This window comes from Kutzneria sp. NPDC051319 (assembly GCF_040682195.1).
Lineage (GTDB): Bacteria > Actinomycetota > Actinomycetes > Mycobacteriales > Pseudonocardiaceae > Kutzneria.
Map to the genome: position 1 here is coordinate 126,907 of NZ_JBFBAM010000002.1, position 21,858 is coordinate 148,764.

Here is a 21,858-nt window from a genome sequence, read left to right on the forward strand (position 1 = left end):
TCTACCGGGCGGCGGCGGCGCGCGGGGCGGGTCACGGGGGATGCGGCAACAAACGCGGCCTCGCGCAACAACCGAGGTGCACTCGCGCAAGAAAGACGTTGTCCCGCCCGGTCGCGCGCGCGGACGATCGGGACCTGAAGCCATCACCGGAAGGCGCGTCGATGACCTTGTCCGCTCGTACCCTGTTGTCCGCCGAGTCACGGGCGAAGCTCGCCGCGGATCCCGCCATGGGCGGCGGCAACGTCCTGGCGTCGGCGCTGGCCGTCAGCCCGAACCCGGACCTGCCGTTCATCGGCACCGGCCGCCCGATCCCCACCTGCGGCGGCGGGACGACGACCGAGTTCAGCCTCCGCTCGCTGGACCAGCTCGTGCAGAGCTGGTCGGTCTGGTACCTCGGCCAGGGCGTGCGGCCCCGTGACCGGGTAGCGGTCTACATCGAGGACTCCTTCGCCTACTCCGTGCACCTGTACGCGCTGGGGTGCATCGGCGCGATCGCGGTGCTGGTCAACAGCAAGGCCCCCAAGGAGAACGCGCTCGAACTGATCCGGCGCACCGGCCCGGTCGGTGTGTACACCACCGCCGGCCGACTCGACCTGCTCCGCGAAGGGCTGGCCGACCTGCCGGGCTCGCGCTGGATCGTGCTGGCCGAGGACGTGCCCGCGCCGCCCGCGGCCGAGCTGTCCGCCGCCGCCCGCTTCCGGCACGCCCCGGAGGACCCGGTGTCGATCCTGCATTCCTCGGGCACCACCGGATTCCCCAAGCCGGTGGTGCAGACCCACGCGTCCAGCGTCGCCGGGCCGCGGTTCCGGCTCACCGACTACCTGGACTCGCCCGACGACCTGATGATGGCCGCGCAGCCGCAGTCGCACCTGGGTTCGGTGGTATACGTCAACTACGCCGTCCTGGCCGGGACCCCGATGGTCGCCCACTACGACCCGGCCGGCGCCGACCTGGTCGACGCCATCCGCCGGTTCCGGCCGACCACGGTGATGGCCTTCGCCCACGCGTTCGCGGAGCTGGCCGACGTCGAGGTGACCGACGGCGCCGTGGACTCGGTGGAGAGCTGGGTGACCATGGGTGACGCCATCCACGAGGCGCACCTCAAGGCCATCCTGGGCAAGCGCGATCCCGAGCTGCCCTCCGCGGTGTTCTACGACCGCTTCGGCTCCACCGAACTGGGCTGGGGCCTGATGGTGCAGCCGCGTTCCCTGACGTCACAGCGCAACGACCGCTGCGTCGGCCGTCCCGACGCGCTGTCCGAGATCGTCGTGCTGCGCCGTGACGGCACTCTGGCCGAGCGGGGCGAGATCGGGCTGCTCGCCGCCAAGGGCCCGACCATCACCGCCGGGTACTGGAACGACTCCGACACCACCTACCGCAGCCGCCTGTCCGGGTACTGGCTGTCCGGCGACCTGGCGTACCAGGACGAGGCCGGCGACTTCTACCAGCTGGACCGGGCCGTGGACGCCATCGAGACCGCCGCCGGCACCGCCCACTCGGTGCAGATGGAGGAGCTCCTGCTCAACGAGCTGCCGGCGATCGTGGACTGCACGGTCGTGGCCGGCCAGCACGACGGGACCACTGTTCCGGTGGCGCTGGTGGCCACCGGCGACGAGCACACCGACCCGTCCGAGCTGCTCGGCGCGGCCAACACCGTGCTCACGGCGGCCGGCCACCCGGCGCTCGCCGTGCTGGAACTGGCGCCGTCGGCCGCCGACATCCCGCAGGGTGTGACCGGCAAGGTGCTCAAGCGCCAGCTGCGCCAGCGGTACGCCACGCTCGCCGACTACCTGGGCAGTAGCGACGCCGCCGTCGTGGCCGCCGCCGTCTGACCGTGCGTGGACGTCATCCCCGGGCGGCGGGGGTGACGTCCGCGGCGGCCCACTCGGCCGCCAGCATCGCGTACACGGCCAGGTCCGCCCGCTCGCCCTTGAGCATCTCGCCCTGCACGAAGAACGCCTCCCGACGCATGCCGAGCCGCTCCATCAGCCGCATCGACGAGGTGTTGTTGCCGTTGCACATGCCGACGACCCGGTGGAAGCCGTACCGTTCGAACGCCAGCCGCAACACCTCACGGCCGGCCTCTGTGGCGTATCCGCGGCCGCCGTGGTCGGGGTTCATCACGAAGCCGATCTCGGCCCGGCCCAGCTCGGCGCTCAGCCAGTCCAGGTTGAACTCGCCGATGAGCCGCCCCGACTCGCGCAGCTGCACGGCGATGGCCAGGTTGTCGCCCTCGCCGGCCAGCTCGGACTGCTCGATCCTGGTGGCCAGCGCCGTCCGCGTCTCCTCGTGCGTGCGGGTGTCCCACAGCAGGTACCGGGTCACGTCCGGGCGGCGCTGGATGTCGTGCAGGTCGTCCAGGTCCGCCTCGGTGAAGGAACGCAGCACCAGCCGCTCGGTGACAACAGGATCCATGGGGTGACCACTCCGAATTGAATTGTTCGCCGTGAATGAGCCATCGGATGCTAGCATCCGGAAATCGGCATGGGGGACTCGTGAACGCCTTTTTCCAGGGAACGCGCCGGTGATCCGCCGGCTGCCGCTGACCGCACTCGTCGCCGCCTGCGGCGTGTCGTCATTCGGCGCGACGATGACGATGATCGCCATCCCGTGGTTCGTGCTGTCCAGGACCGGCAGCGGCGTGCAGACCGGGGCGGTGGCCGCGGCCGAGACGCTCGGCTTGGTGCTGTCGGTGGTGCTGGCCGGCCCGCTGCTCGACCGGTACGGCGCGTGGCGCGGCAGCGTCGTCGCCGACCTGGCGGCCTTCCTCGCGGTGGTGGCCATCCCCGTCGCCGACGCCCTGCACGTGCTGTCGCTGCCGGTGCTCGTGGTGCTGGTGTTCGGGATCGGCGCCGGGCGGGCGCCCTCCCGCAGCGCCAAACAGGTGCTATTGCCGGCCGTGCTGGCCGTGACGGGGGTCCCGGTCGAGCGCGGGACCAGCGCCGAGGAGTCCGCGCTGCGCACGGGGGATCTGCTGGGCGCGCCGCTCGGTGGCGTGCTGATCGGCCTGGTCGGGCCCACGTGGGTGCTGCTGGCCGACGGCGCGGCGCTGCTGTCCGCGGCGGTGCTGGTCGGCCTCCTGGTCCGGGTCCGCTCGGCCGTGAACCTCACGCCGGCCCCGAGCACCCGGGCCTACCTGCGGGAGCTCCGGCAGGCCGCCGAGCACTTCCGGCAGGACCGGTTGTTGCTGGTCATCGGCGTGCAGTGCGCCGCGTTGAACGCCGTCACCGTGGGCCTGCTCTCCGTGCTGCTGCCGGCCTACGGGCTGACCGTGTGGCACAACAGCACGCTGGTCGGCGTGCTGATCGCCGCGTCGAGCGGGGCCAGCATCCTGGGCACCGCGCTGTACGGCTGGCTGGGCGACGGCGGCCACCGGTGGCGGGTGTTCGCGACCTGCTCCCTGATCTCCGGCGCGCCGGTGTTCCTGGCGGTGGCGGTCGACCCGAATCCGGTGCTGCTGGTACTGGTGGTCTCCGCCTGCATGATGGCCAACGGCCCGATCAACCCGGTGATCGCCGCCGTCAAGTACGCCCGGGTGCCCGAGCAGCTGCGGGGCCGGGTGTTCGCGGCGTTCCACGCCTCGGCCAACGCCGCCATGCCGCTGGGCCTGCTGCTGGCCGGGGTGCTGTTGGACGCCGTCGGGCCGACCGCCGCGGTGCTCGCGCTGGGCGGGGTCTGCCTGGTCGTGACGCTGTGGCCGTTCCTGTTCCGGGTGTGGCGCGGAATGGACGAGCGGGCCCGTGTCCCGGTTCCGGTCGAATAATTCGCGCAACAAATGCGGCCCGCCGCAAGAAATGCCGCCTCATTACGCAACGAAGCCGGTCGTCGGTTCGCCCGGCGGAATCTAGTCTTTCGGGCGTCGACGGAATGGGAATGGGATCACGCTGATGCTCAGTCACGACCTGATCGACGTCATCGGCCGGACGCCGCTGGTCCGGCTGCGGCTCGGGGCCGACCGTGGCGTCGAGGTCTACGCCAAGTGCGAGGCGCTCGGCCCGGGCGGACCGGGGGCCCGGGCCGCCAGGCTGGCCGTCGCCGCCGCTCGACCGGCCGATCATGTCCCGGTGGTGGTGAGCGGCGCCTGGGCGCCGGCGGTCGCGCTGGTGGCCGGCCGCCTCGGGCATCCGGTGCACGTCGTCGATGACGGCGTTGCCCGGCCCGCTTTGACGGCCCTGGGCTGCCTGCCCACGGCCGAGCCGCCGACATTGACGCCGGATGCGGTGTCCCAGGACGAGCTGGCGGCCGAGCTCGCCGAGGACCTGGACTGGATCGACGTCGTGGTCGGTGGTGACGACGACCTGCGGGCCACGGCCGGCGCGCTGCGGGCGCATCTGCCCGGCGTGCGCGTGGTGGGCGTGCGGGGTTCCCTGCCGCGGAACGGTTCGCCGTTCGACGAGTTGTACCGGCTGAACGAGCACGAGGCCTTCGAGGCGACCAGGAACCTGGCTCTCGACGAGAAACTGTTCGCCGGCCCGGTTTCCGGTGCGGTGTACCGGGTCCTGGGCGAGCTCGCGGCGAAGGCGGCCCCTGGCACCAGGATCGTCGGTGTCTTCCCGGACCGGGGTGAAGACTGCGTGGAGACCGTGTACAGCGACGAATACTGGGCGCGGCACCGGATCGCGGAGCTCCCGCTGTCCACGATGTCGGCTGCCCGCCCGGACGAGGCGCTGCGGGTGGTGTTCGTCGAGTCCTCGGACGTTATCGTGCCGGCCGCCCTCGGCCTGACGCCGACCCACGTCAGAACATGCGCCGACCCGATCGCCTTGCGCCGCACCGTGTTGCGGGCCTGTGGTGCCGACAAGATCGTCGGAGTGCTGTCCACCGACCACGCCCACCAGGCCGTTGCGGCGAGGTTGGCCGCCGACCTCGGCGTCCCCGGCCCGTCGGCGGGATTCGGCGTCGAGCAGGTCGGCCGGGATCGGCAGATCCTGCCTGCGGAGTCCAACGGCACGGTTGCATCGAGGGCGGTGCTGTCCCGGTTGTTCCGCCTCACCACGGGAACCGAGCTGGTGCAGGCCGAGCTCCGCGCGCTGGCCGGCGCGGGCGACCCGTCCTTCGACGGCGTCGCCGGCGTCCACTTCCTCCGTGCGCAAGGGATTCTCGACGAGGTGACCGGCGTCGACCTTGCTCTCGCCGTGCCCGGGGTCGAGGAGGTCGCCGTCACCACGCCGACCGGCGACCGGATCGGTGACCACGTCGGGTACGTCATCGCGTGGGCGGCCACCCGGGCCGAGCTGCTCGACCGGTTGGACCAGGCGGCCGCGCACCTACACGTCCGGCTGCGCCCGGCTCGTGTGCCGTATCCCTTGGTCAGCCGGGAAGCCATGGTCAACCGGTCGGTCGTGACGGTCGGCGGCGTCGAGATCGGCCCCGACACGTTCACCCTCATCGCCGGTCCGTGCGCCGTCGAGACGGTCGAGCAGACGTTCACCTCGGCGCGGATGGCGTTGGCGGCGGGCGCGACGCTGCTGCGCGGCGGCGCGTTCAAGCCCCGCAGTTCTCCTTATGGGTTCCGGGGTCTGCGCGAGGACGGCCTGCGCATCCTGGCCGACGTCCGCGCCGAGACCGGGCTGCCGATCGTCACCGAGGTCGTCGACAGCCCCGACGTGGACCTGGTCGCCCGGTACGCCGACATGCTCCAGATCGGCACCCGGAACATGCAGAACTTCGGGCTGCTGGAGGCCGCCGCCGACAGCGGACGGCCGATCCTGCTCAAGCGCGGCATGAGCGCCACCGTCCAGGAGTGGCTGCTGGCCGCCGAGTACATCGCAGTGCGGGGCAACAACAACATCGTTTTGTGCGAGCGGGGTATCCGCACCTTCGAACCGTCCACTCGGAACACACTGGACCTCTCGGCGGTGCTCGTCGCGCAGGGACTGTCCCACCTGCCGGTGATCGTGGACCCCTCGCACGCCAGCGGCCTCCGCGAACTCGTGCTGCCACTGGCCCGGGCCGCCGTCGCGGTCGGCGCCGACGGCGTGATGCTCGACGTGCACCCCGAGCCCGAGAAAGCCTTGTGCGACGCCAAACAGGCCCTGGACGAGGCGGCGCTGGACGGGCTGGCCGAGGCGATGCGGGACTGGGCCACCCTGGCCGGCCGTCTGAGCCCGGACGTGCTGCGCCAGGTTGCGCCGGCGGGCCAGGCGCGGTGATCGAGATCAGCACACCACGGAGGTTCCCGATGAACACCGGCATTCGGCTCGCCACCGACCTGGACACGACCGGCCGGGAGGAGATACAGCGGCTGCGGGACCACAACTTCACGCAGCTGGTGACCGCGGCCCGCCGCACCCCCGCCGTGCTGCGCCGCCGGCCCGGGCTGGACTCCGTGCACCGGGTCGAGGACCTGCCGTCGTTGCCCGTGTTGACCCCGGGCGCGCTGGCCGACGGCTGCCCGCCGCACTCGGACGAGTTCCTGCTCGACGGCGACCGGCCCGGCATGGTGCTGCGGTCGAGCGGAACCTCCAGCAAGGTCAAGATGATGTACCACTCCTGGGAGTTCAACGAGCAGGTGTCCGCGCTCGGCGCCCGCGGGCTGCGCGCCGCCCTGCCCGAGCCGCCGCACCGGCTCGCGAACTGCCTCTACGGCGCCGACCTCAACGGCTCCTTCCTGTTCACCCAGGAGATCACCCGGCTGCTCGGCGCGCGGGTGTACCCGCTGGGCAATGTCACCAGTGTCGCCGACACCGCGAAGATCATCGCCGAGCACTCCATCGACACCCTGGCCGCGCCGCCCGGCTACGGCGTGGACCTGATCACCGGCACGCCCCCGGAGCAGCTCGCCCCGCTGCGAACCTTCCTGTATATCGGGGAAAGCCTCGGCCCGAGCCGAATCAAGGCGCTCACCGACGCCCTGCCCGAGCTGACCGTTCGCTCGCTGGCCTACTCCACCACCGAGACCGGGCCCATCGGCTACCAGTGCCGGTGGCAGACGGGCACCGACCACCACGTGCACGAGGACGCCATGGTGGTGGAGGTCGTGGACGAGGAGACCGGGCTCGCCATGGCCGACGGCGAGGAGGGTGAGCTGCTGGTCACGCCGCTGAGCGACACCGGCATGGCCCTTTTCCGTTACGCCATCGGCGATCGGGGCCGCCTGAGCCGGCAGCCGTGCCGCTGTGGCAGCCAGGCCGCCGTGCTGACCCTGCTGGGCCGGGCCCGGCAGTCGCTGAACGTGGACTCCGAGACGGTCTCCGCCGACCAGCTGATGTCGCGGCTGGCCCTGGTCGGCATCACCGACCCCGCCGACTGCCAGTTCCAGGTGCTGTGGGACGTCAACCGCTATCGCGTGCGGCTGCTCCTGTCGCCGAGCACGCCCCGGGACGTCACCGTGGACGCCGTGGTAGCCGCCTTCTCTGACACCGTGGAGCTCAACCAGATCGTCACCGGGCCGCGCTGCCTCGGGTTCACCGTGGAACACGTCGAGCCGCACGAGTTCGTCCGCACCGAGCGGGGCAAGGTGCCCACCCTTTACCAGAAGCTGGTGACCGCATGAGCCGCACCGTCACTCAGTCCTATATGGACGAATGCGCCGCCGAGGGGCGCGACGGACTGCGCGGGGTCGTCGACCACCTGCGGTTCCCGCCGCACTTCACCGCCGCCTTCGACGGCCGGGTGCTCGGTCGCCCGCTTTTCGTCGAGGACAGCCAGATCCGGGACGTCGCCGACCGGCTCATGCGGTTCCACCACCTCGTCGTCTCCCTGCCCGGCCGGCTGTTCGACGGCGACGTCCTCGCCTACGGGGAGGCGCTCGGGCTCGATCGCCGGTCGGTGGACATCCTGTGCCGCAACGGACTCGTGCCACCCGTCCCGTACGGGCGGGCCGACCTGCATCGTGACGGCGACTCCTGGCAGCTGCTGGAGTTCAACATCGGCGCCGACCTCGGCGGCATGGAGCGCACCGGCGACATCCCCCGTGCGCTGATGGACGTGCCCCGGTTCCGCGAGTTCGCCGAGGCCCACCAACTGTCCTATCCGGACATCGGCGCCAGCATCGCCCGCATGCTCACCCGCTGCGCGGAATCCGTGTCCGCCGCCGGCGCGCCCGTCGTCGTGATGCTGGAGAGCAACGGCCGCATGGCCAAGTACCAGAAGTACATGCTGCCCTTCCAGGAGTTCATGCGGGGCAAGGGAATCGACCTCCGCCTGGCCGAGGTCGGCCAGCTCGGCGCCAGGGCCGGCAAGGTCCACCTGGACGGCACGCCCGTTGACGTCATCCTGCGTTACGTCTCCGTCGACCAGATCCTCGCCGATCCCGACGTCGCCGCCGGCATGGAGCCCGTGTTCCGGGCCCACGAGGAGGGGCGGACCGTGCAGTTGACCCCCATCTGCACCGACCTGCACGGCAACAAGGGCATCCTGCCCATGCTCCACGACTCCCGCCTCCGGGCCGCCCTCACCGCTTCCGAGCTCTCCCTCGTCGACGGCATCCTCCCGTGGACCCGCTCCATGGCCGACCCCAAGGTCGACGTGGACGGCCACCCCGTCGACCTCGTCGACTACTGCCGCGCCCACCGCGCCGACCTCATCCTCAAGCCCAACAACGACGCCCGCGGCGGCGGCATCGTCGCCGGCTGGGAGTCCACCGACCAGGACTGGCACCAGGCCCTCACCTCCTGCGACCGTTCCCGCACCCTCGTCCAGCGCCGCGCCCCCGCCCAGCCCGAGCCCGTCGCCGACCCCGCCACCGGCCACCTCCGCGACTGGTTCGCCACCTGGGGCGTATACCTCACCGACGAGGGCTACGCCGGCACCTACATCCGCGCCCTCTCCGAATCCGCCACCAGCGCCGTCGTCGGCTGGGACGCCCTGCCCCAGCTCACCGCGGCCTTCAGCCACCCCGCCTGATCCCTTCGGCGTGGCACAGGCTGCTTGCGCGCGGCCGACTCCCTCTTGATCATCCAGTGCCGATCCGATACCAAGTTCGATCATGAAGGGGGAACGGGAGGCTCTCCGGTGCCAAAACTGCGATGACGAAGTCACCGGCCGCGCGGGCGGTACTGGACGGGGGCCCGACGTGGCGTGGTTCGTCCACTGCTGGCCCTGTGCGCAGGTGGCCACCGAGGGCATGGAACTGCTCGAAGACCGGCCCGGTGGCCTGCGCCTCCAGCTCCTCCGTTGCCGGCACTGCGGCACCGAACGAGCGTGCCGTCCGGGCTGGCGCACTCGATGTCATATCTGCCTCGATCGGCGCAGCGCGCGGGACCTTCCCGCGATGCGGCAAGCCCGGGATGCCCTGGCCACGTTCCGAGCCAACCGGCAGATCGCTCTGGTGCGCCAATTTCTGGGTTTGAGAACCGGCGAGCCCACGCCGTTGCCGGGGGTCGCGGAGTTCCTGGCCGCCACCGCGCTCGAAGCGACCCTGGACAGCTACAGGCGCCCGGGCTGGACCGTCCTCGCCGGAGATGTGCACGGCCTCCCGTGGATGGGCGCCCAGCTCGGCTCCGCGTCACATGGCACCTGGGGCCGGCACGACGCCTGCGGAACGGTCGCCAAGCTCAACAGAGGCCGAACCGAGTGCCCCGCGTGCCCGCCCGAGCCGGATTCTCGCACGCACCGCGCCCGTGCGAACGACCCTCACCTGCTCTACCTCGTCCGATACCGTCACTGGCACAAGTTCGGCCATGGTGACGACCGCCGTGTACGCGCTCACCTACGTGCCGGAGCGCACGCCATCCAGGTCCTCGCCGCGACCCATGCTGAAGTCGTCATCGGCGAGAGCGCGCTCAAACGCCGCCACCGCGAACACGCAGTCGGGGCCAGGCCGACGATGCCGTTCACGTTCGGCACCGGCACCGAAGTGTTGCCGACCCGCATCTCCGTCGACCTCACCACGGTGCTCCCGACCGGGCGTGATGTGACCCACCGCTACATCGAATGAACGCTGCGCCGAGGTGCGGTCCGTCAGATGGAGATGTGGCGGGAGGACGAATGGGAGCCGGTGCCGGGGTGACCGGCGCCGACAGCTCGATACGGTCGCAGCGGCGGGTCGACCGCTGGAAGGGACGGCGTGACGGCCGGCGCCGGCAGCCGATGTTCAACGACGTCGTCGGGCTGCACGAGAAGGGGCGCGCGGCGACCGCGCAGCACCCGAATCACCTGCTGGAGCAGCAGCTCCACGAGGTGGAGGGGGAATACCGCGCGTGGGTGGCGCGGATCGCCGACCGCCTGCGCCGGCTCGCGGCACTGGAGCAGAACCGCGCGTCCGCGAACAGCGCGCAGACGCGACTGGCCGCGGCCGTGGTGGCGGCCGGCGCGGCGATCACCGTCGAAGAGCTGATGCCGCGCAACCCCATCGAGCTCACGGTGCTGGAAGCCGGCGTGATCCGTGGCCGCCGGGAGGACATGCGTGCACAGCGCATCGCCACGGCTCGGATGAACGAGGCCGCCGGATTCACCACGCTGCAACAGCTGGACAGCGAGATCGCCACCGTGAAGGCGGAGATGAGCGGCGAGTTCGTGCTGGCGCAGACCGCCGCGCGCCAGGCCGGCGCCCGCTACGCCGCTCGCGTCGAGACCTATTGGGAGAACGTCGTGCACGTCCATCCGGAAGGCCCGCATCTGGCGCCTATCCTGCGTTTCACCTCCCAGCTGATGCCCGACTGGGTGACAGCCCCACCGGTGCACGAGCCGGCCGGCCTGGCGCCGGACCTGTTCGTGCCGCGCGGGATCGTGCGGCGGCTGGCCCGGGTGGACGAATCGTGAGGGTCCTCTGGTGGCGCGACCGCCAGCGGGCGAAGGTCCGTGAGCTGGAGCGGAAGCTGCGCGACCTGCAGTGGTCGCCGACGGTCGACGCGAGCGAGGCCCGCAAGAACATCAAGCACATCAAGCGCGTGCGCGGCCGGGTCACGGACGAGTACGTGGACACGTTCGTCGTCGACTGGTTGGCCGCGGCCAAGCGGAAGCACGACACCGTCGGCGTGGACCTGCGGCTGCTGGCCGCCCACGTCGAGGAGATCCGGACCGGCTTCCGGATCCGCCTCGACCACCAGGAGGACGTGGTGAGCGACCTGAAGGCCGCGGTGGCCCATGCCTGGGACCGGATCAGCGATCCGGACAGCCCCTTGTTCGAGCCCAGGACCAGGCGCATGGACGGAGGCCGCTAGTGACCACTGCGCCGATGCGCGAGTTCGAGAGCCGACGCCGCACGATCGTCGGGAACCTGGCGCTCATCGCCGGCCGGTCGTTCTGGGTGGCGCTGGTCTCGTACGCGATCCTGCTCGGGGCCGGCGTGACCGACCTCATGACCTTCCACCAGGCCATTGAACTGGCGATCGACCAGGACGAGTGGATCCTGTGGATGATCGTCGGCGGCTTCACCCTCGTCGCCGTCGTGCTGTCGCACATGGTCGGCCAGTTCGGCCACCGGAGCGTGCGATCGCGCCAAGCCCCCGGGTCCAGGATCATCGCGGGCTCGGCCCTGGCCGGCTGGGTGGCGCTGGGCGCGATGTCGTTTCTGTTCCGATGGAACTTCACCGCCGACGCGGGCGCGCTCACCGGCCCCAGCGGCGACGTGCTGCCGGCCGACCCCTCGGTCGACGAGGGGCACTACACGGCCCTGCTGTTCGTCGCGCTGTTCGTCGGCACCGGCGTGGTGTCGGCGGTCGCCGGCTACAACAAGCCGAGCGCGGCCGTCGGACAGTACCTCCGGGCCCGGAGGAAGCTGGACAAGGCCAACGAGGTGCGGGTGGAGCTGGCCGAGGCGTCGACCGCGGCCGACGCGCTGGCCCGCACCGTCGAGGAGAGCCGCCGGGGACACGAGGCCGACTGGCAGTCCATGGCGCAGGCGACCATCCAGCTGAGCAACCGCCTCAAGGACGAGTTCGACGCGCGTCCGCGCGACCACGGGCCACTGGGCATCGACCCGACACAATCCGATTCCGGCGGGGAATCCTGATGGCACGCACTCTTGCGCCGCTCGCGGCGGTCCTGCTCGCCGCCGGTCTGCTGGCGGCCTGCTCGTCCACGTCGGCGCAGCCGACGGCGTCGACGTGGACGCCGAAGCCCGACGGCTGCCCGGCCGCCGCGGGCAAGCCCGTGACGCTCGTCGTCGGGGCCCGCATGGGCAGCCAGCGGCCGCAGCTGCCCGATCCGATCCCCGCGATGATCGAGCAGGCGATGGCGGCGGGGCAGAAGGTGCAGCTGATCCGGCTCGACGGCGAGCCGAACGTGGTGACCACCGCGCAGCCGTCGCTGACCGCCACGAACACGGCCAAACGGGAGAACGACCTGAAGATCGCCGAGAAGCGGTTCTTCGAGGCGGTCGCCACGCTCCAGCCCAAGGCCCCCGAGGCGGACGTGCTCGGCGCGCTGACCGAGGCCGGCGGCGTCACCGACGAGGGTGGGACCGTCGTCGTGGTGGACTCCGGCATCGCGACGGCGGGGCAGCTGACCTTCCGCGCCAAGGCGATGTTCGGCGCGGACCCGAAGGACGTCGCCGAGAGTCTCTTCGCGCAGCACCAACTGCCCAAGCTGAGCAAGATGTCCGTGGTGCTGGTCGCACCGGGCAAGACGGCCGAACCGCAGGCCGAGCTGGATCACGCCCAGCAGGAGCACATCGCCGCGATCTGGCAGGCCGTCGCGGCCAGGGCCGACGCCGCCTGCACCGCCGTCATTCCCGGCCAGACGCACCGGGATCGGTTCGACACCACGGTGCCGGTGACCACCGTCGACCTGCCGTCCGATCCGCCGGTCGATCCCTGTGGCACCACGGTGTACGACGACAGCAGCGCGGTCGGCTTCGTCGCGGACCAGGCGACGTTCCGCGACCCCGACGCGGCGCAGCGCACGCTGAAGCAGTTGGTGGACAAGGTGTCCGGCCAGCCGGTGACGATGAAGCTGATCGGCAACACCTCCAGCGCCGGGACCTCGGAGCCGGATCGGGTCGCGCTGTCCCAGCAACGGGCCCAGGCCGTGAAGGCCGTCCTGGTGCGCCTCGGCGTGCCGGACGGTCGCATCACGGCCGAGGGGGACGGGAGCACCGGCAAGTACCATGCCGCCGACCGAACTGCCAACGGCTCGCTGGATCCGGTGAAGGCGACCGCGAACCGGTCCGTGGTCGTAGAAACCTCGTGCTCGGGCTGACGGGGGCACACGTATGACGGCTTTCGGCGGTGGGCCCGCGACCGTGTGTGAGGACCCGCGCGCCGATGCGGCGACGGTGGTCGGCCACCGTCCGCGGGACGCCAACGACACGGAGGTCGAGCCCGGGCGGGAGCATGCGGGGTCGGACCGGGGACGGGCCCTGCCGGCCGGGCTCGCCACGCGTTTCGAGCTGGTGCGCGATCTGGCGGCGTCGGCCCAGGGCGACGTGTATCTGGTACGGGAGCGGGACGGCCTCGGTCAGCGAGTGGTGAAGCTCTACCGGCTGCCGTCCCGCCTCGCCGAGGGCGTGACAGAGTACCTGCCCCATCGCCGCAGCCGACACATCGTTGCGGTGGAGGAGATCGGGGAGGAGGCGGGCCGCCAGTACGAGATCATGGAGCACCTGGCCGGCGGCAGCCTGCTCGATCTGCGTGACCGCAATCGGTCCGGTGTGGACACTCAGACCATCGAGACGGTGGTGCGGCAGCTGACCGAGGCGCTAGGGGAGCTGCACGGTGAGAACATCGTGCACCGCGATCTCAAGCCCGCCAACGTCTTGGTGCGGGGTCTGGAACCGCTCGACGTCGCGCTGGCCGACTTCGGCATCAGCTGGCACAGCGAATACTGGCCCTGCGTCGACGTCAGCAACGACATCGGCACCGTGCCGTTCACGCCGCCGGAGTTCCTGGTCGGCGCCGAGATAGCGGCGGCGTTCGACTGGTGGTCGCTGGGGATGACCGTGCTGGAACTGGTCATCGGCGGCCCGCGGTTCCCCGGCGTCGACAATCCGATGCTGTTGCGGAGCCGGGTGGCCGGCCGGCCGGTGTCGGTCGACGACGTCCCGGACGAACGCATCCGGCTGCTGTGCTCCGGTCTCCTGACGATGGACCCCGAACACCGGTGGGGTCCGGAGCAGGTCGCCCGGTGGCTCGCCGGCGAGTCCCCGCCGGTGGCCGCCGCGCCGCCGCCCAGCGGCGGCGAGATCGGGGCCAAGGATCCCTTCGTGTTCGCCGGCGCCGAGTACCACACCCGTAGCGAACTCGCCGTGGCCATGTACGACGGTTGGGAGACGGCGAGGGCCACCCTGTTCGAGGGACGAAAGGACGCACGGGACCAACTTCGTGCCTGGCTGGGGCAGTTCGCCGACTACGAACCGCCGCCGAAGCTCGACCGAGGCACGTCGGCCGATGTGCGGCTGCTGTACGAGCTGCGCGCGATGCACGCCGGCTACGAGCCGATCTACCGCCATCGACGAATCACCGTGGCCCACCTGCCTTTGCTCGCCCACGACGCGGTCCAGCGGGTCGAGGCGAGCGCGGACATCGTCGCGGATCTGTGGCGTGCGAGATTGCTGCCGGTCCTGTCCGAGGGATCCGGTGGCGACGGGCTGCGGGAGGTCTGGGGCCGGTGGCAGGACGCGGTGGGGTGCCAGGCCCCGGCGGCCGGTTTGATTCCGGACCGGGACGCACGAGCCGAGCTGCGCCGGATCCTGCACGACGAACCTTTCGCCTGGGCGTTGGCGCTGCATGAGGTCACAGCGACCGTCAACCACGAGCGTGAGGCCCGGGACGCCGTCGGCGGCCTGCGACAACGTGCGGGGATTCCCTGGTTCGCCGGGCTGGCCGACCGCCATCTGTGGCTCGCCTACGCCCTGAGCGCCTACGCGGAGCGGCAGGCCAACCAGCATGACCGCGACGAGCGGGCCCGGCTCGACCGCGAGGCCCGGCTGCGCCGCACCGCGCGGCAGCGGGAGTGGTCGCATCGGCAGAACCGGCCGTACGCACTCGGCTACGCCGTCACCGGTGTCGCGGCGGTCGCCGTGCTCCTGTTCGTCCTCGTCGGCATCAGCGACTGGGTCGGCATCGCGACGGACGCCCAGGTCGTCGACGCCTGGTTCGCGGTATCGGCCGCGCTCGTCACGACGACGCTGGCGGAATCGTTGCTGGCGTGGGAAACCGGCGGGCGGTTCCATCCCCGGTACTCGTTCCTCGGAGCCGGCGCCATGGCACTCGGCCGGGCGAGCCGCACCCTGCTCGACCGGCGCGCGGCCACCCCGGTCGTGTTGGCCGCGTTGGCGCTGCTGGCCGCGCTGACGATCTATCTGCCGGCCGCCACCCCGTTCGTCCTCTGCGGATCGATGCTCGTGTGGACGGTCCGGCGGCACGCGCACTATCGCGAGGACCTGCGTCATGAGCGGGAGATAGTCGCCGGCGGCTGACGCGGTCCGTCAGGTATCGGCGAGGAGGTGCGGATGAGTTCCGGAGGAGTTGTTCTTCTCGCGCCCGCCGTGGGAGTGGTCGCGGTGGGCGCGGTCGTTGTGGTCGCCACGGCCGCGGCCGCCGGCGCGGTGTTGGCGCTCAAGGCGGCGAACGCGGCCGTGGAAAGCGGTGTCCGCGCGGTCGGCGATTACGGGGACAGGCTGGAACGCGAGGTGCAGCGGCTGGACGAGCAGGCGCAGGCCGCCATTCGATGGGAGTACGCCGCCGCCGATGTCGTCGGCCTCAACGGTCGCATCCGCATGGTGCGGGAGCAGGCCGCCGCCGCGGGCGTGCAGCTGGCCATGCCGAGCCCGGTCCGGCTCGGGTCCTGTGTGACGCTTCCCCAGCTGCTCGACGAGGCCCGGCGCGTGCAGGCCGAACTGGTTGTGGCGCAGGACCTTCTCGACTCGCGGGTGGGGTTGCCGGAGTTGACCGTCAAGGCCGAGACCGCGAAGTCGGCGGCATCCAGCGCGGCCATTCGCGAGGCTCTGCTCGGCCGTCACGCCAAGGTCGTCGCCCCATCGCCGCCGATCACGCCGGACGAGATCGCCCGTATCGTCGCCGAGCTCGACGCCGACGCCTCCCTTCGGGAGCGGGACCTGGTGCTCGCGACGGCGTCCGCCGCGCTGGCCAACCCGCAGGAGCGGGCGATGTACCTGGGCGAGCTCCGCGACAAGGTCTTCGTGAAGATCAACCCGCGGGTGCGCGGCCGCCGGTGGGCCGCGACCCAGCTGGAGATGCTGGAGAGCCCGCCGGTGGCCGAGGTCGTGGCCGGCGTCGAACCGCCCGGACCGCTGGCCGGCACCCTTGCCCGGCTGCGTGAGGTGGTGCGGGGCAACGCGGACGTGACCGATGAGCTGCGGAACGAGACCAGCGAGCTGCGCACGCGGGCCAGTCGGCGCGCCGAGCAGCTCATGTATCGCGACGTGGCGCGGCAGCAGCTCGTCGACCTCGGCTACACGGTCGAGGAGACCTACCCGGCCGACCAGTGCATCGGGATGCGGGTCAGCCATGAGGAGTGGAACAAGGAGCACACCGCCGACGTATGGGTGGACGGCGACACGGTCAGGACACAACTGGTCCGGGCGGTCCGGGTGGACAACGACGAGGCCCGGCACCGTGAGCTGACCCGCTGCGAGCACATCCTCGACGACGTCAAGCGGGCGGCCGGCAAGATCGGCGGCACGGCGAGGGTGCAGACGCGGATCGAACCCGCCGCGGTGCCCGACAACCTGCCGAACCACGTGCGGTCGGGCACCACGAAGAGGCGGACGAGGAGCCGCGATGTCTGAGCGCAGCGAGAACCTGTCGAACTTTCCCGGGTTCGTCGACGAGATCATCGGCACACTGGGCGTGCAATCGCAGTATGTGTTGCACGGCAACATCCGTGACCAGTTCCTGGTGCAGACCGGCGACCAGCGGCTGGAGATCCTGCCGTTGCGCGGGGCCCTGTGGACCGGGCTGCGGCGGCAGGGCTTCGAGGCGCTGGTGTGTTACGACCCGGTCGACGGCCTGTCGGTCCATCCGCCGGAGGACGGCCGGGCGAAACAGGTCGTCGAAGCCTTGCTGGGGCATGGCGTGGTCGGGCGGCGGCCGCCACTGGATCGGCTACGCGGACACTTGGCCAAGTTGGTCGGCGCGCGCGAGCAGCCGGAGATGGAAGCGGCGCGGCCGGACTCCGCAAAGTCGCCGGCCGACAACCTCATCGGGGGCGGCGGGCCACCGACAAGGATCGCCGTTGTCGTCGAGCACGCGTCGAGAATGATCCTCGTGCCCGGTCAGCTCCAGGACAGTGAGCTCGAGTTCTTCCTGTTCTGCCATCGGCTCGCGCTGACGGCGACGCCCTCCAAGCCGGGCGATCCGCAGGCGCCGCTGCGATACAACCCGATCATCTGGCTGGTCGACGGGGAGCGGGACCTGCCGGCCTGGCTGACCGCGGGCGTGGACCAGATGCGGACCATCGGCATCGGTCTGCCGGGCCTGGCCGAGCGGCTGGCCATGGCCCGGCGGCTGATCGGCAGCTTCGCGCCGCCGCCGGCGAGCGCGGTGCCCCCGACCAGGGAACCGGCCGAGGAGCTGGCCAACCGCACCGAAGGCATGACGCTCGAAGCGATGATGCGGATCGCCCGACTCGCGCGGGAACGCCGGCTGAGCCAGGACGAGATCGCCGACGCGGTCCGGATCTACACCCTCGGCGTGGACACGAATCCGTGGCGCAAGGCCAGCGTGCGCGCGCAGATCACCAAGGGCGAGAAGGTGATCGGCGACCGGGTCCGTGGGCAGAACAGGGCCGTCGTCAAGACTCTCGACATTCTCAAGCGGGCCGCGCTCGGGTTGTCCGGAGCGCAGGCGACCACGCCCGGCTCGCGGCCGCGTGGCGTGCTGTTCTTCGCCGGCCCGACCGGCGTCGGCAAGACCGAGCTGGCCAAGCAGGTTGCCGAGCTGCTCTTCGGCGACGCCAAGGCGTACCTGCGCTTCGACATGAGCGAGTTCGCCGCCCAGCACGCCGCCGACCGGCTGGTCGGCGCCCCGCCGGGTTACGTGGGCTTCGAAGCCGGTGGCGAGCTGACCGGCGCGGTGCGGCGCAAGCCGTTCCAGGTCGTGCTGTTCGACGAGATCGAGAAGGCGCACCCGCAGGTGCTGGACAAGTTCCTGCAGATCCTGGAGGACGGCCGGCTCACCGACGGCCAGGGCGTGACCACGCACTTCTCCGAATGCGTGCTGATCTTCACGTCCAATCTCGGCATTGTCGAGACGGATCCGCAGACGAACGAACGGCGGCAACTCATCCTGCCGGGTCTGCCGTACGAGGAGCTGGAGGCCAGGGTGAAGGCGGCCATCCGCGACCACTTCAACTTCGAGATCGGCCGGCCGGAGCTGCTCAACCGCTTGGGCGACAACATCGTCGTGTTCGACTTCATCGACAAGGACACGACGGCGGGGGAGATCTTCGCGTCGCAGTTGGGCAACATCTCCGCGACCGTGAAGGCGGCGCTCGGGGTCACGCTGCAGATCGGCGGCACGGCCCTGACCGGGCTCAGTCAGGCCTGCACGGAGAATCTGGAGCACGGCGGCCGCGGCATCGGCAACATGCTGGAGAGCAACCTGATCAACCCGTTGTCCCGCAAGCTGTTCGAGGAGGATGTCAGCCCGGGCGATACCGCCGTGGTGACCGGATTCCGGCCCGCCGAGGGCGCCACCGCGCCGGCGTTGGACATCAGGATCGACCGTGGTGGTGGCCGGTGACTCGGCAGTGCCAGCTGGGCGGTGAGTTCGTCGGCGACGACGTGCTGTTCTGCGATGAGGACCTGTGTCCGACGGTTGAGTTGGCGGCCCCGTCCGGCGCGCCAAGGGAAACGCCGGCGTCGAGCGGCGGAGAGGCCGTCGAGCGTCGGCCGTGGAGCACCGACGTTTGCTGGCGGTGCGGCACATCCTCGCCGAGCACGGGCGCCACGAACTGCGCCAATGCCTCCTGTGGACGGTCGTTGACCGCGCCCGCCGTGCACATCCGCTTCGCCGACGGCGAGGTGGCACTCGACCGTGACGACCGGACCGAACTCGGCCGGCTCGGCCCCCACAGCCGCGTCTTCGTCAGCCGTGGCACGGTGTCGCGCCGCCACGCCGTTGTGGTCGTCAACGATGGCAGGGCCACCGTGCAGGCCCTGCCCACGCCGAACGGCACGTTCGTGAACGGCGACGAGATGGCCGCCGAATCCCACCGGCCACTCCGAGACGGCGACCGCTTGCGGTTCGGGTCCGACGTCGAGGGCGAGGTCGCGCTGTACGCCCTCCAGCCCCGCTCCTGATGGGACCCCGGTGTGAGCATTCCTGACGAGAACCTCTTCCGCCGCCGGGCGCGCACGCAGCCGCGTGACGCCACCGGACTGCCGGCGTCGCTGGTCGATCCGCGCACGCCGGCGACGGTGCTCATCGCCGAGGCGGAGGCCCGCGGGGCCGCGGACGGGCGCCGCCACGAGCGGGACAGCTGGTCCTTCGGCGGTCCGGCCGACGAGGTGTCTGAGCAATTCGACCCGAGCTACGTCGTCGGCCTGCGCTGGCGTTGCGAGGCTGCCGTCGACTCGGTGATCGAACGCCACGAGATGACGGAGTCGCGGACCGAGCACCTGCGCCGGGTGAGCGCCGAGGCGAGCGGATTCATGACGGCGGCGAGGTCGATGATGAACCGGCTCGCGGTGCGCGCGCACGAGGGCCGCGAGCCGCTCGACGGCGAAGCGGAGCCGGCCCAGCCCGACGACATGGACGACGAGGACCCGGTGTGGGAAGGCGAAACCACTACCCTGGCGCTGCGCTGGCGGCTGCTCGTGCTCGCCGGCCTGTTCGTGGTCGCGGTCTTCCTGATCCACTACGCGATGTCCGGTCTGCTCGCCGGGCGCACCAGCGAGGTGCTTGTCCTGGCGGTCAGCGTGGCCGCCGCCGCGATCCTGGTCACCGCCCCGCACCTGGCGGCCCTGCTGCTGCGCGCCCGCCAGGCCACCGGCACCGAGCGTCGGCTCGCCGCGGCCGCGCTCGCGCTCGCCGTGGCGTGGCTGGTGCTGGTGGCGATCCTGGCCTTCGTGTGCGGTGCGGTGCTGGACGACCGGAGTCTGCGACAGCTGCACCTGACGTCGACGACGGTCGTGCTGATGTTCGTCGGACTGCTGGTCGTGGTGGGGGTGATGGCCTTCATGCTCGGGCTCGCCCGCCGGCACCCGTTCCAGGAGGCCTACGCCCGGCAGCGGCAGCGACGGGACGATGCCGAGGCGCTGAGGCAGGAGATGCTCGACCGCATCAGTCCTGAGCACGCCGAGCCGCGCGAGGACGGCGCGGTGGCGATGGAGGCGCACGTGCGGGCGGTGCGCGCCAGTTACGCCGCCGCCGAGGAGGCGTACTTCGCGGCCCTGATCAGCGTGGTCGCCGATCCCTCGTTCACAGAGGCGGTGCAGCACCGGCGTGGCCTGCGCCGCCCGGCTGCGGGAGCCCAGTCGTGAGTGGCGAGACACTGCGGGTCGCCCGGGCGCTCTATCCCGTCACGGCATTGGGCCCGGGCCGCCGGCTGGGCATCTGGACACAGGGGTGCCCGCTGGCATGCAAGGGCTGCATGTCAAGGGACACATGGGATCCGGCTGGCGGTGAGGCGCTCACCGTCGAGGACCTGGTCGAGCTGTGCCGCGACGCCATGGCGCAGGGGGCCGACGGCCTGACGGTGAGCGGCGGGGAACCGCTGCAACAGCCGGAGCCGCTGGGCGCGCTGCTGGCCGGCGTGGACGAGGCGCGCAAGGCCGCGAACCGGGACTTCGACGTCATGGTCTACACCGGATACACCGAGGCGGAGCTGGACGATGCCCGGCTCCGGGCCGTGGCGCACTGCGACGTGTTGGTGGTCGGCCGGTTCGACGTGAGCCGGCCGACGTCGCTCATCTGGCGCGGCTCGGCCAACCAGCGGCTGCTGCCGCTGTCCGAGCTCGGCCGCCGCCGCTACGCCGACTACGTCGACCACACTCCCGAACGGCCGCCGATGCAGTTGCTGGCCGAGGGTGAGCGGTTCCGGGTCATCGGCGTGCCGAGAGCGGGTTCGCTCGGCGAATTCGAACGTGGGCTCCGGGATCGTGGATTTCGGATCGTCGACACGACCTGGCGGCCTTGATCGGCCGAACCCGCCGTGGCCTGCCGAAACGGTTCAGGAATCGCCCGAATCGTCACGCAGCTCGTCGATTGCGGCCCGCACCGAATTGTCGAAATCGGTCGCCGTCGTCCCGCGGTTCTTGGCGGTCTCCCGCTGACGGGAAAGCTCGTCGTGCAGCAGCCGGAACAACCGGCCGCGACGGTCGCCGCCGGCCGCGGTGGTCGGCTCGTCGTCCGAGGTGTGCTCAGCGTTCGGCGTCACGGTCGTCCCCTTCGCTGCGGCGGACGGCGTGCCGGGCCGGCGCGTCCGGGAGCAGGCCGCAGTGGCGTGCCCTGATCACCGCGGTCAGTCGGTCGGAAGTCCCGAGACGACGGTAGACCCGTTCGAGGTGTTTGCCCACGGTGCGCGGCGACAGATCCAGCCGGTGGGCGATGGCCCTGGCGGTGAGACCGGCGCCGAGCAGGCCCAACACCTCGCGCTGCCGGTCGGTGAGCACCGGCCCGGCGCCGTCCGGCGGCCCGGTGGGCCGGTCGCGGGCCACGTCGCGCAGCAGCCGGTCGCGGGTGTCGGTGTCGAGGCCGGCCGCGGTGAACGCGAGAGCGCACAGCAGCACGGGGTCGCCGGCGCACACCGCCATCAGCCGGTCGACGGCGGCCCGCACGTCGGCCGCGGGCAGTCGGTCGAGCACCTCGCCGGCTGCTCCGAACGGGTTGGTGTGCATGGCGCCCCTCGCGGTCGATGCGCGCTTTACGTGGTCCTACCGGCCAATTTAGGCGCGCGATATGGGCGGCGCTCGGCCGCCGTAGGTAATCAGAAATCGTTATTTTTGATTCAGCTAATATTCCGGTCCCGATCTGCGACGTAGGGTCCGGGTATGTGGGGTCGGACGACGCC

Annotated in this window: 19 protein-coding genes; 16 read left to right on the plus strand and 3 right to left on the minus strand. The window is 71.3% G+C overall.

The features are described 5' to 3' along the window. The first annotated feature begins 161 nt into the window (after positions 1-161). Positions 162-1,832 (plus strand): class I adenylate-forming enzyme family protein, encoded by a 1,671-nt coding sequence (locus tag AB0M73_RS02630; protein WP_363885928.1) that lies wholly within the window; start codon positions 162-164, stop codon positions 1,830-1,832. A gap of 13 nt (positions 1,833-1,845) precedes the next feature. Here AB0M73_RS02630 and AB0M73_RS02635 read toward each other — a convergent pair whose 3' ends face one another. Further along, positions 1,846-2,415: a GNAT family N-acetyltransferase gene (locus AB0M73_RS02635; RefSeq protein WP_363885930.1), complete on the minus strand. Its 570-nt coding sequence runs from the start codon at positions 2,413-2,415 to the stop codon at positions 1,846-1,848. Positions 2,416-2,524: 109 nt separating this feature from the next. On the opposite strand from AB0M73_RS02635, the gene AB0M73_RS02640 reads away from it, so the two are divergent. From AB0M73_RS02640 to AB0M73_RS02710, 15 genes are all read left to right on the plus strand, one after another. Further along, a complete protein-coding gene (locus AB0M73_RS02640) occupies positions 2,525-3,763 on the plus strand; it encodes an MFS transporter (RefSeq protein ID WP_363885932.1) in 1,239 nt (412 codons plus the stop codon). Between the two features lie 124 nt (positions 3,764-3,887). Next, a complete protein-coding gene (aroF, locus tag AB0M73_RS02645; protein ID WP_363885934.1) occupies positions 3,888-6,152 on the plus strand; it encodes a 3-deoxy-7-phosphoheptulonate synthase in 2,265 nt (754 codons plus the stop codon). A gap of 29 nt (positions 6,153-6,181) precedes the next feature. Beyond that, positions 6,182-7,495 carry an AMP-binding protein gene (locus AB0M73_RS02650; RefSeq protein WP_363885936.1) on the plus strand — a complete coding sequence of 438 codons (1,314 nt, stop codon included), beginning with the start codon at positions 6,182-6,184 and terminating at the stop codon, positions 7,493-7,495. Continuing rightward, the gene (locus AB0M73_RS02655; protein ID WP_363885937.1) at positions 7,492-8,847 is read left to right on the plus strand and encodes a hypothetical protein; all 1,356 of its coding nucleotides are present in this window, start codon (positions 7,492-7,494) and stop codon (positions 8,845-8,847) included. Before AB0M73_RS02650 ends, AB0M73_RS02655 begins: the two co-directional genes overlap by 4 nt. Before the next feature lie 220 nt (positions 8,848-9,067). Beyond that, positions 9,068-9,880: a hypothetical protein gene (locus AB0M73_RS02660; protein WP_363885939.1), complete on the plus strand. Its 813-nt coding sequence runs from the start codon at positions 9,068-9,070 to the stop codon at positions 9,878-9,880. 50 nt (positions 9,881-9,930) lie between these two features. Further along, positions 9,931-10,704 (plus strand): hypothetical protein, encoded by a 774-nt coding sequence (locus AB0M73_RS02665; RefSeq protein WP_363885940.1) that lies wholly within the window; start codon positions 9,931-9,933, stop codon positions 10,702-10,704. Further along, positions 10,701-11,105: a hypothetical protein gene (locus AB0M73_RS02670; RefSeq protein WP_363885942.1), complete on the plus strand. Its 405-nt coding sequence runs from the start codon at positions 10,701-10,703 to the stop codon at positions 11,103-11,105. Before AB0M73_RS02665 ends, AB0M73_RS02670 begins: the two co-directional genes overlap by 4 nt. Then, positions 11,105-11,896 carry a hypothetical protein gene (locus tag AB0M73_RS02675; RefSeq protein WP_363885944.1) on the plus strand — a complete coding sequence of 264 codons (792 nt, stop codon included), beginning with the start codon at positions 11,105-11,107 and terminating at the stop codon, positions 11,894-11,896. Before AB0M73_RS02670 ends, AB0M73_RS02675 begins: the two co-directional genes overlap by 1 nt. Then, positions 11,896-13,083 (plus strand): OmpA family protein, encoded by a 1,188-nt coding sequence (locus AB0M73_RS02680; protein ID WP_363885946.1) that lies wholly within the window; start codon positions 11,896-11,898, stop codon positions 13,081-13,083. Before AB0M73_RS02675 ends, AB0M73_RS02680 begins: the two co-directional genes overlap by 1 nt. Before the next feature lie 43 nt (positions 13,084-13,126). Beyond that, positions 13,127-15,301, plus strand: coding sequence for a protein kinase (locus AB0M73_RS02685; RefSeq protein WP_363885947.1), 2,175 nt, complete (start codon positions 13,127-13,129; stop codon positions 15,299-15,301). A 33-nt stretch (positions 15,302-15,334) separates the two neighbouring features. Next, entirely contained in the window at positions 15,335-16,633 is a 1,299-nt protein-coding gene (locus AB0M73_RS02690; protein ID WP_363885949.1) for a hypothetical protein, read from the plus strand. Next, positions 16,626-18,587 carry an AAA family ATPase gene (locus AB0M73_RS02695; RefSeq protein WP_363885951.1) on the plus strand — a complete coding sequence of 654 codons (1,962 nt, stop codon included), beginning with the start codon at positions 16,626-16,628 and terminating at the stop codon, positions 18,585-18,587. Before AB0M73_RS02690 ends, AB0M73_RS02695 begins: the two co-directional genes overlap by 8 nt. After that, a complete protein-coding gene (locus AB0M73_RS02700; RefSeq protein ID WP_363885953.1) occupies positions 18,584-19,147 on the plus strand; it encodes an FHA domain-containing protein in 564 nt (187 codons plus the stop codon). Before AB0M73_RS02695 ends, AB0M73_RS02700 begins: the two co-directional genes overlap by 4 nt. A gap of 12 nt (positions 19,148-19,159) precedes the next feature. Further along, positions 19,160-20,329 (plus strand): hypothetical protein, encoded by a 1,170-nt coding sequence (locus AB0M73_RS02705; RefSeq protein WP_363885955.1) that lies wholly within the window; start codon positions 19,160-19,162, stop codon positions 20,327-20,329. After that, positions 20,326-20,985: a 4Fe-4S single cluster domain-containing protein gene (locus AB0M73_RS02710; protein WP_363885956.1), complete on the plus strand. Its 660-nt coding sequence runs from the start codon at positions 20,326-20,328 to the stop codon at positions 20,983-20,985. Before AB0M73_RS02705 ends, AB0M73_RS02710 begins: the two co-directional genes overlap by 4 nt. Before the next feature lie 33 nt (positions 20,986-21,018). Here AB0M73_RS02710 and AB0M73_RS02715 read toward each other — a convergent pair whose 3' ends face one another. Both AB0M73_RS02715 and AB0M73_RS02720 read right to left on the minus strand, forming a co-directional pair. Beyond that, a complete protein-coding gene (locus AB0M73_RS02715; protein ID WP_363885958.1) occupies positions 21,019-21,225 on the minus strand; it encodes a hypothetical protein in 207 nt (68 codons plus the stop codon). Then, positions 21,209-21,685, minus strand: a complete 477-nt coding sequence (locus AB0M73_RS02720) for a LuxR C-terminal-related transcriptional regulator (RefSeq protein ID WP_363885960.1) — start codon at positions 21,683-21,685, stop codon at positions 21,209-21,211. The genes AB0M73_RS02715 and AB0M73_RS02720 overlap by 17 nt, the downstream gene beginning before the upstream one ends. Between the last annotated feature and the right edge of the window lie 173 nt (positions 21,686-21,858).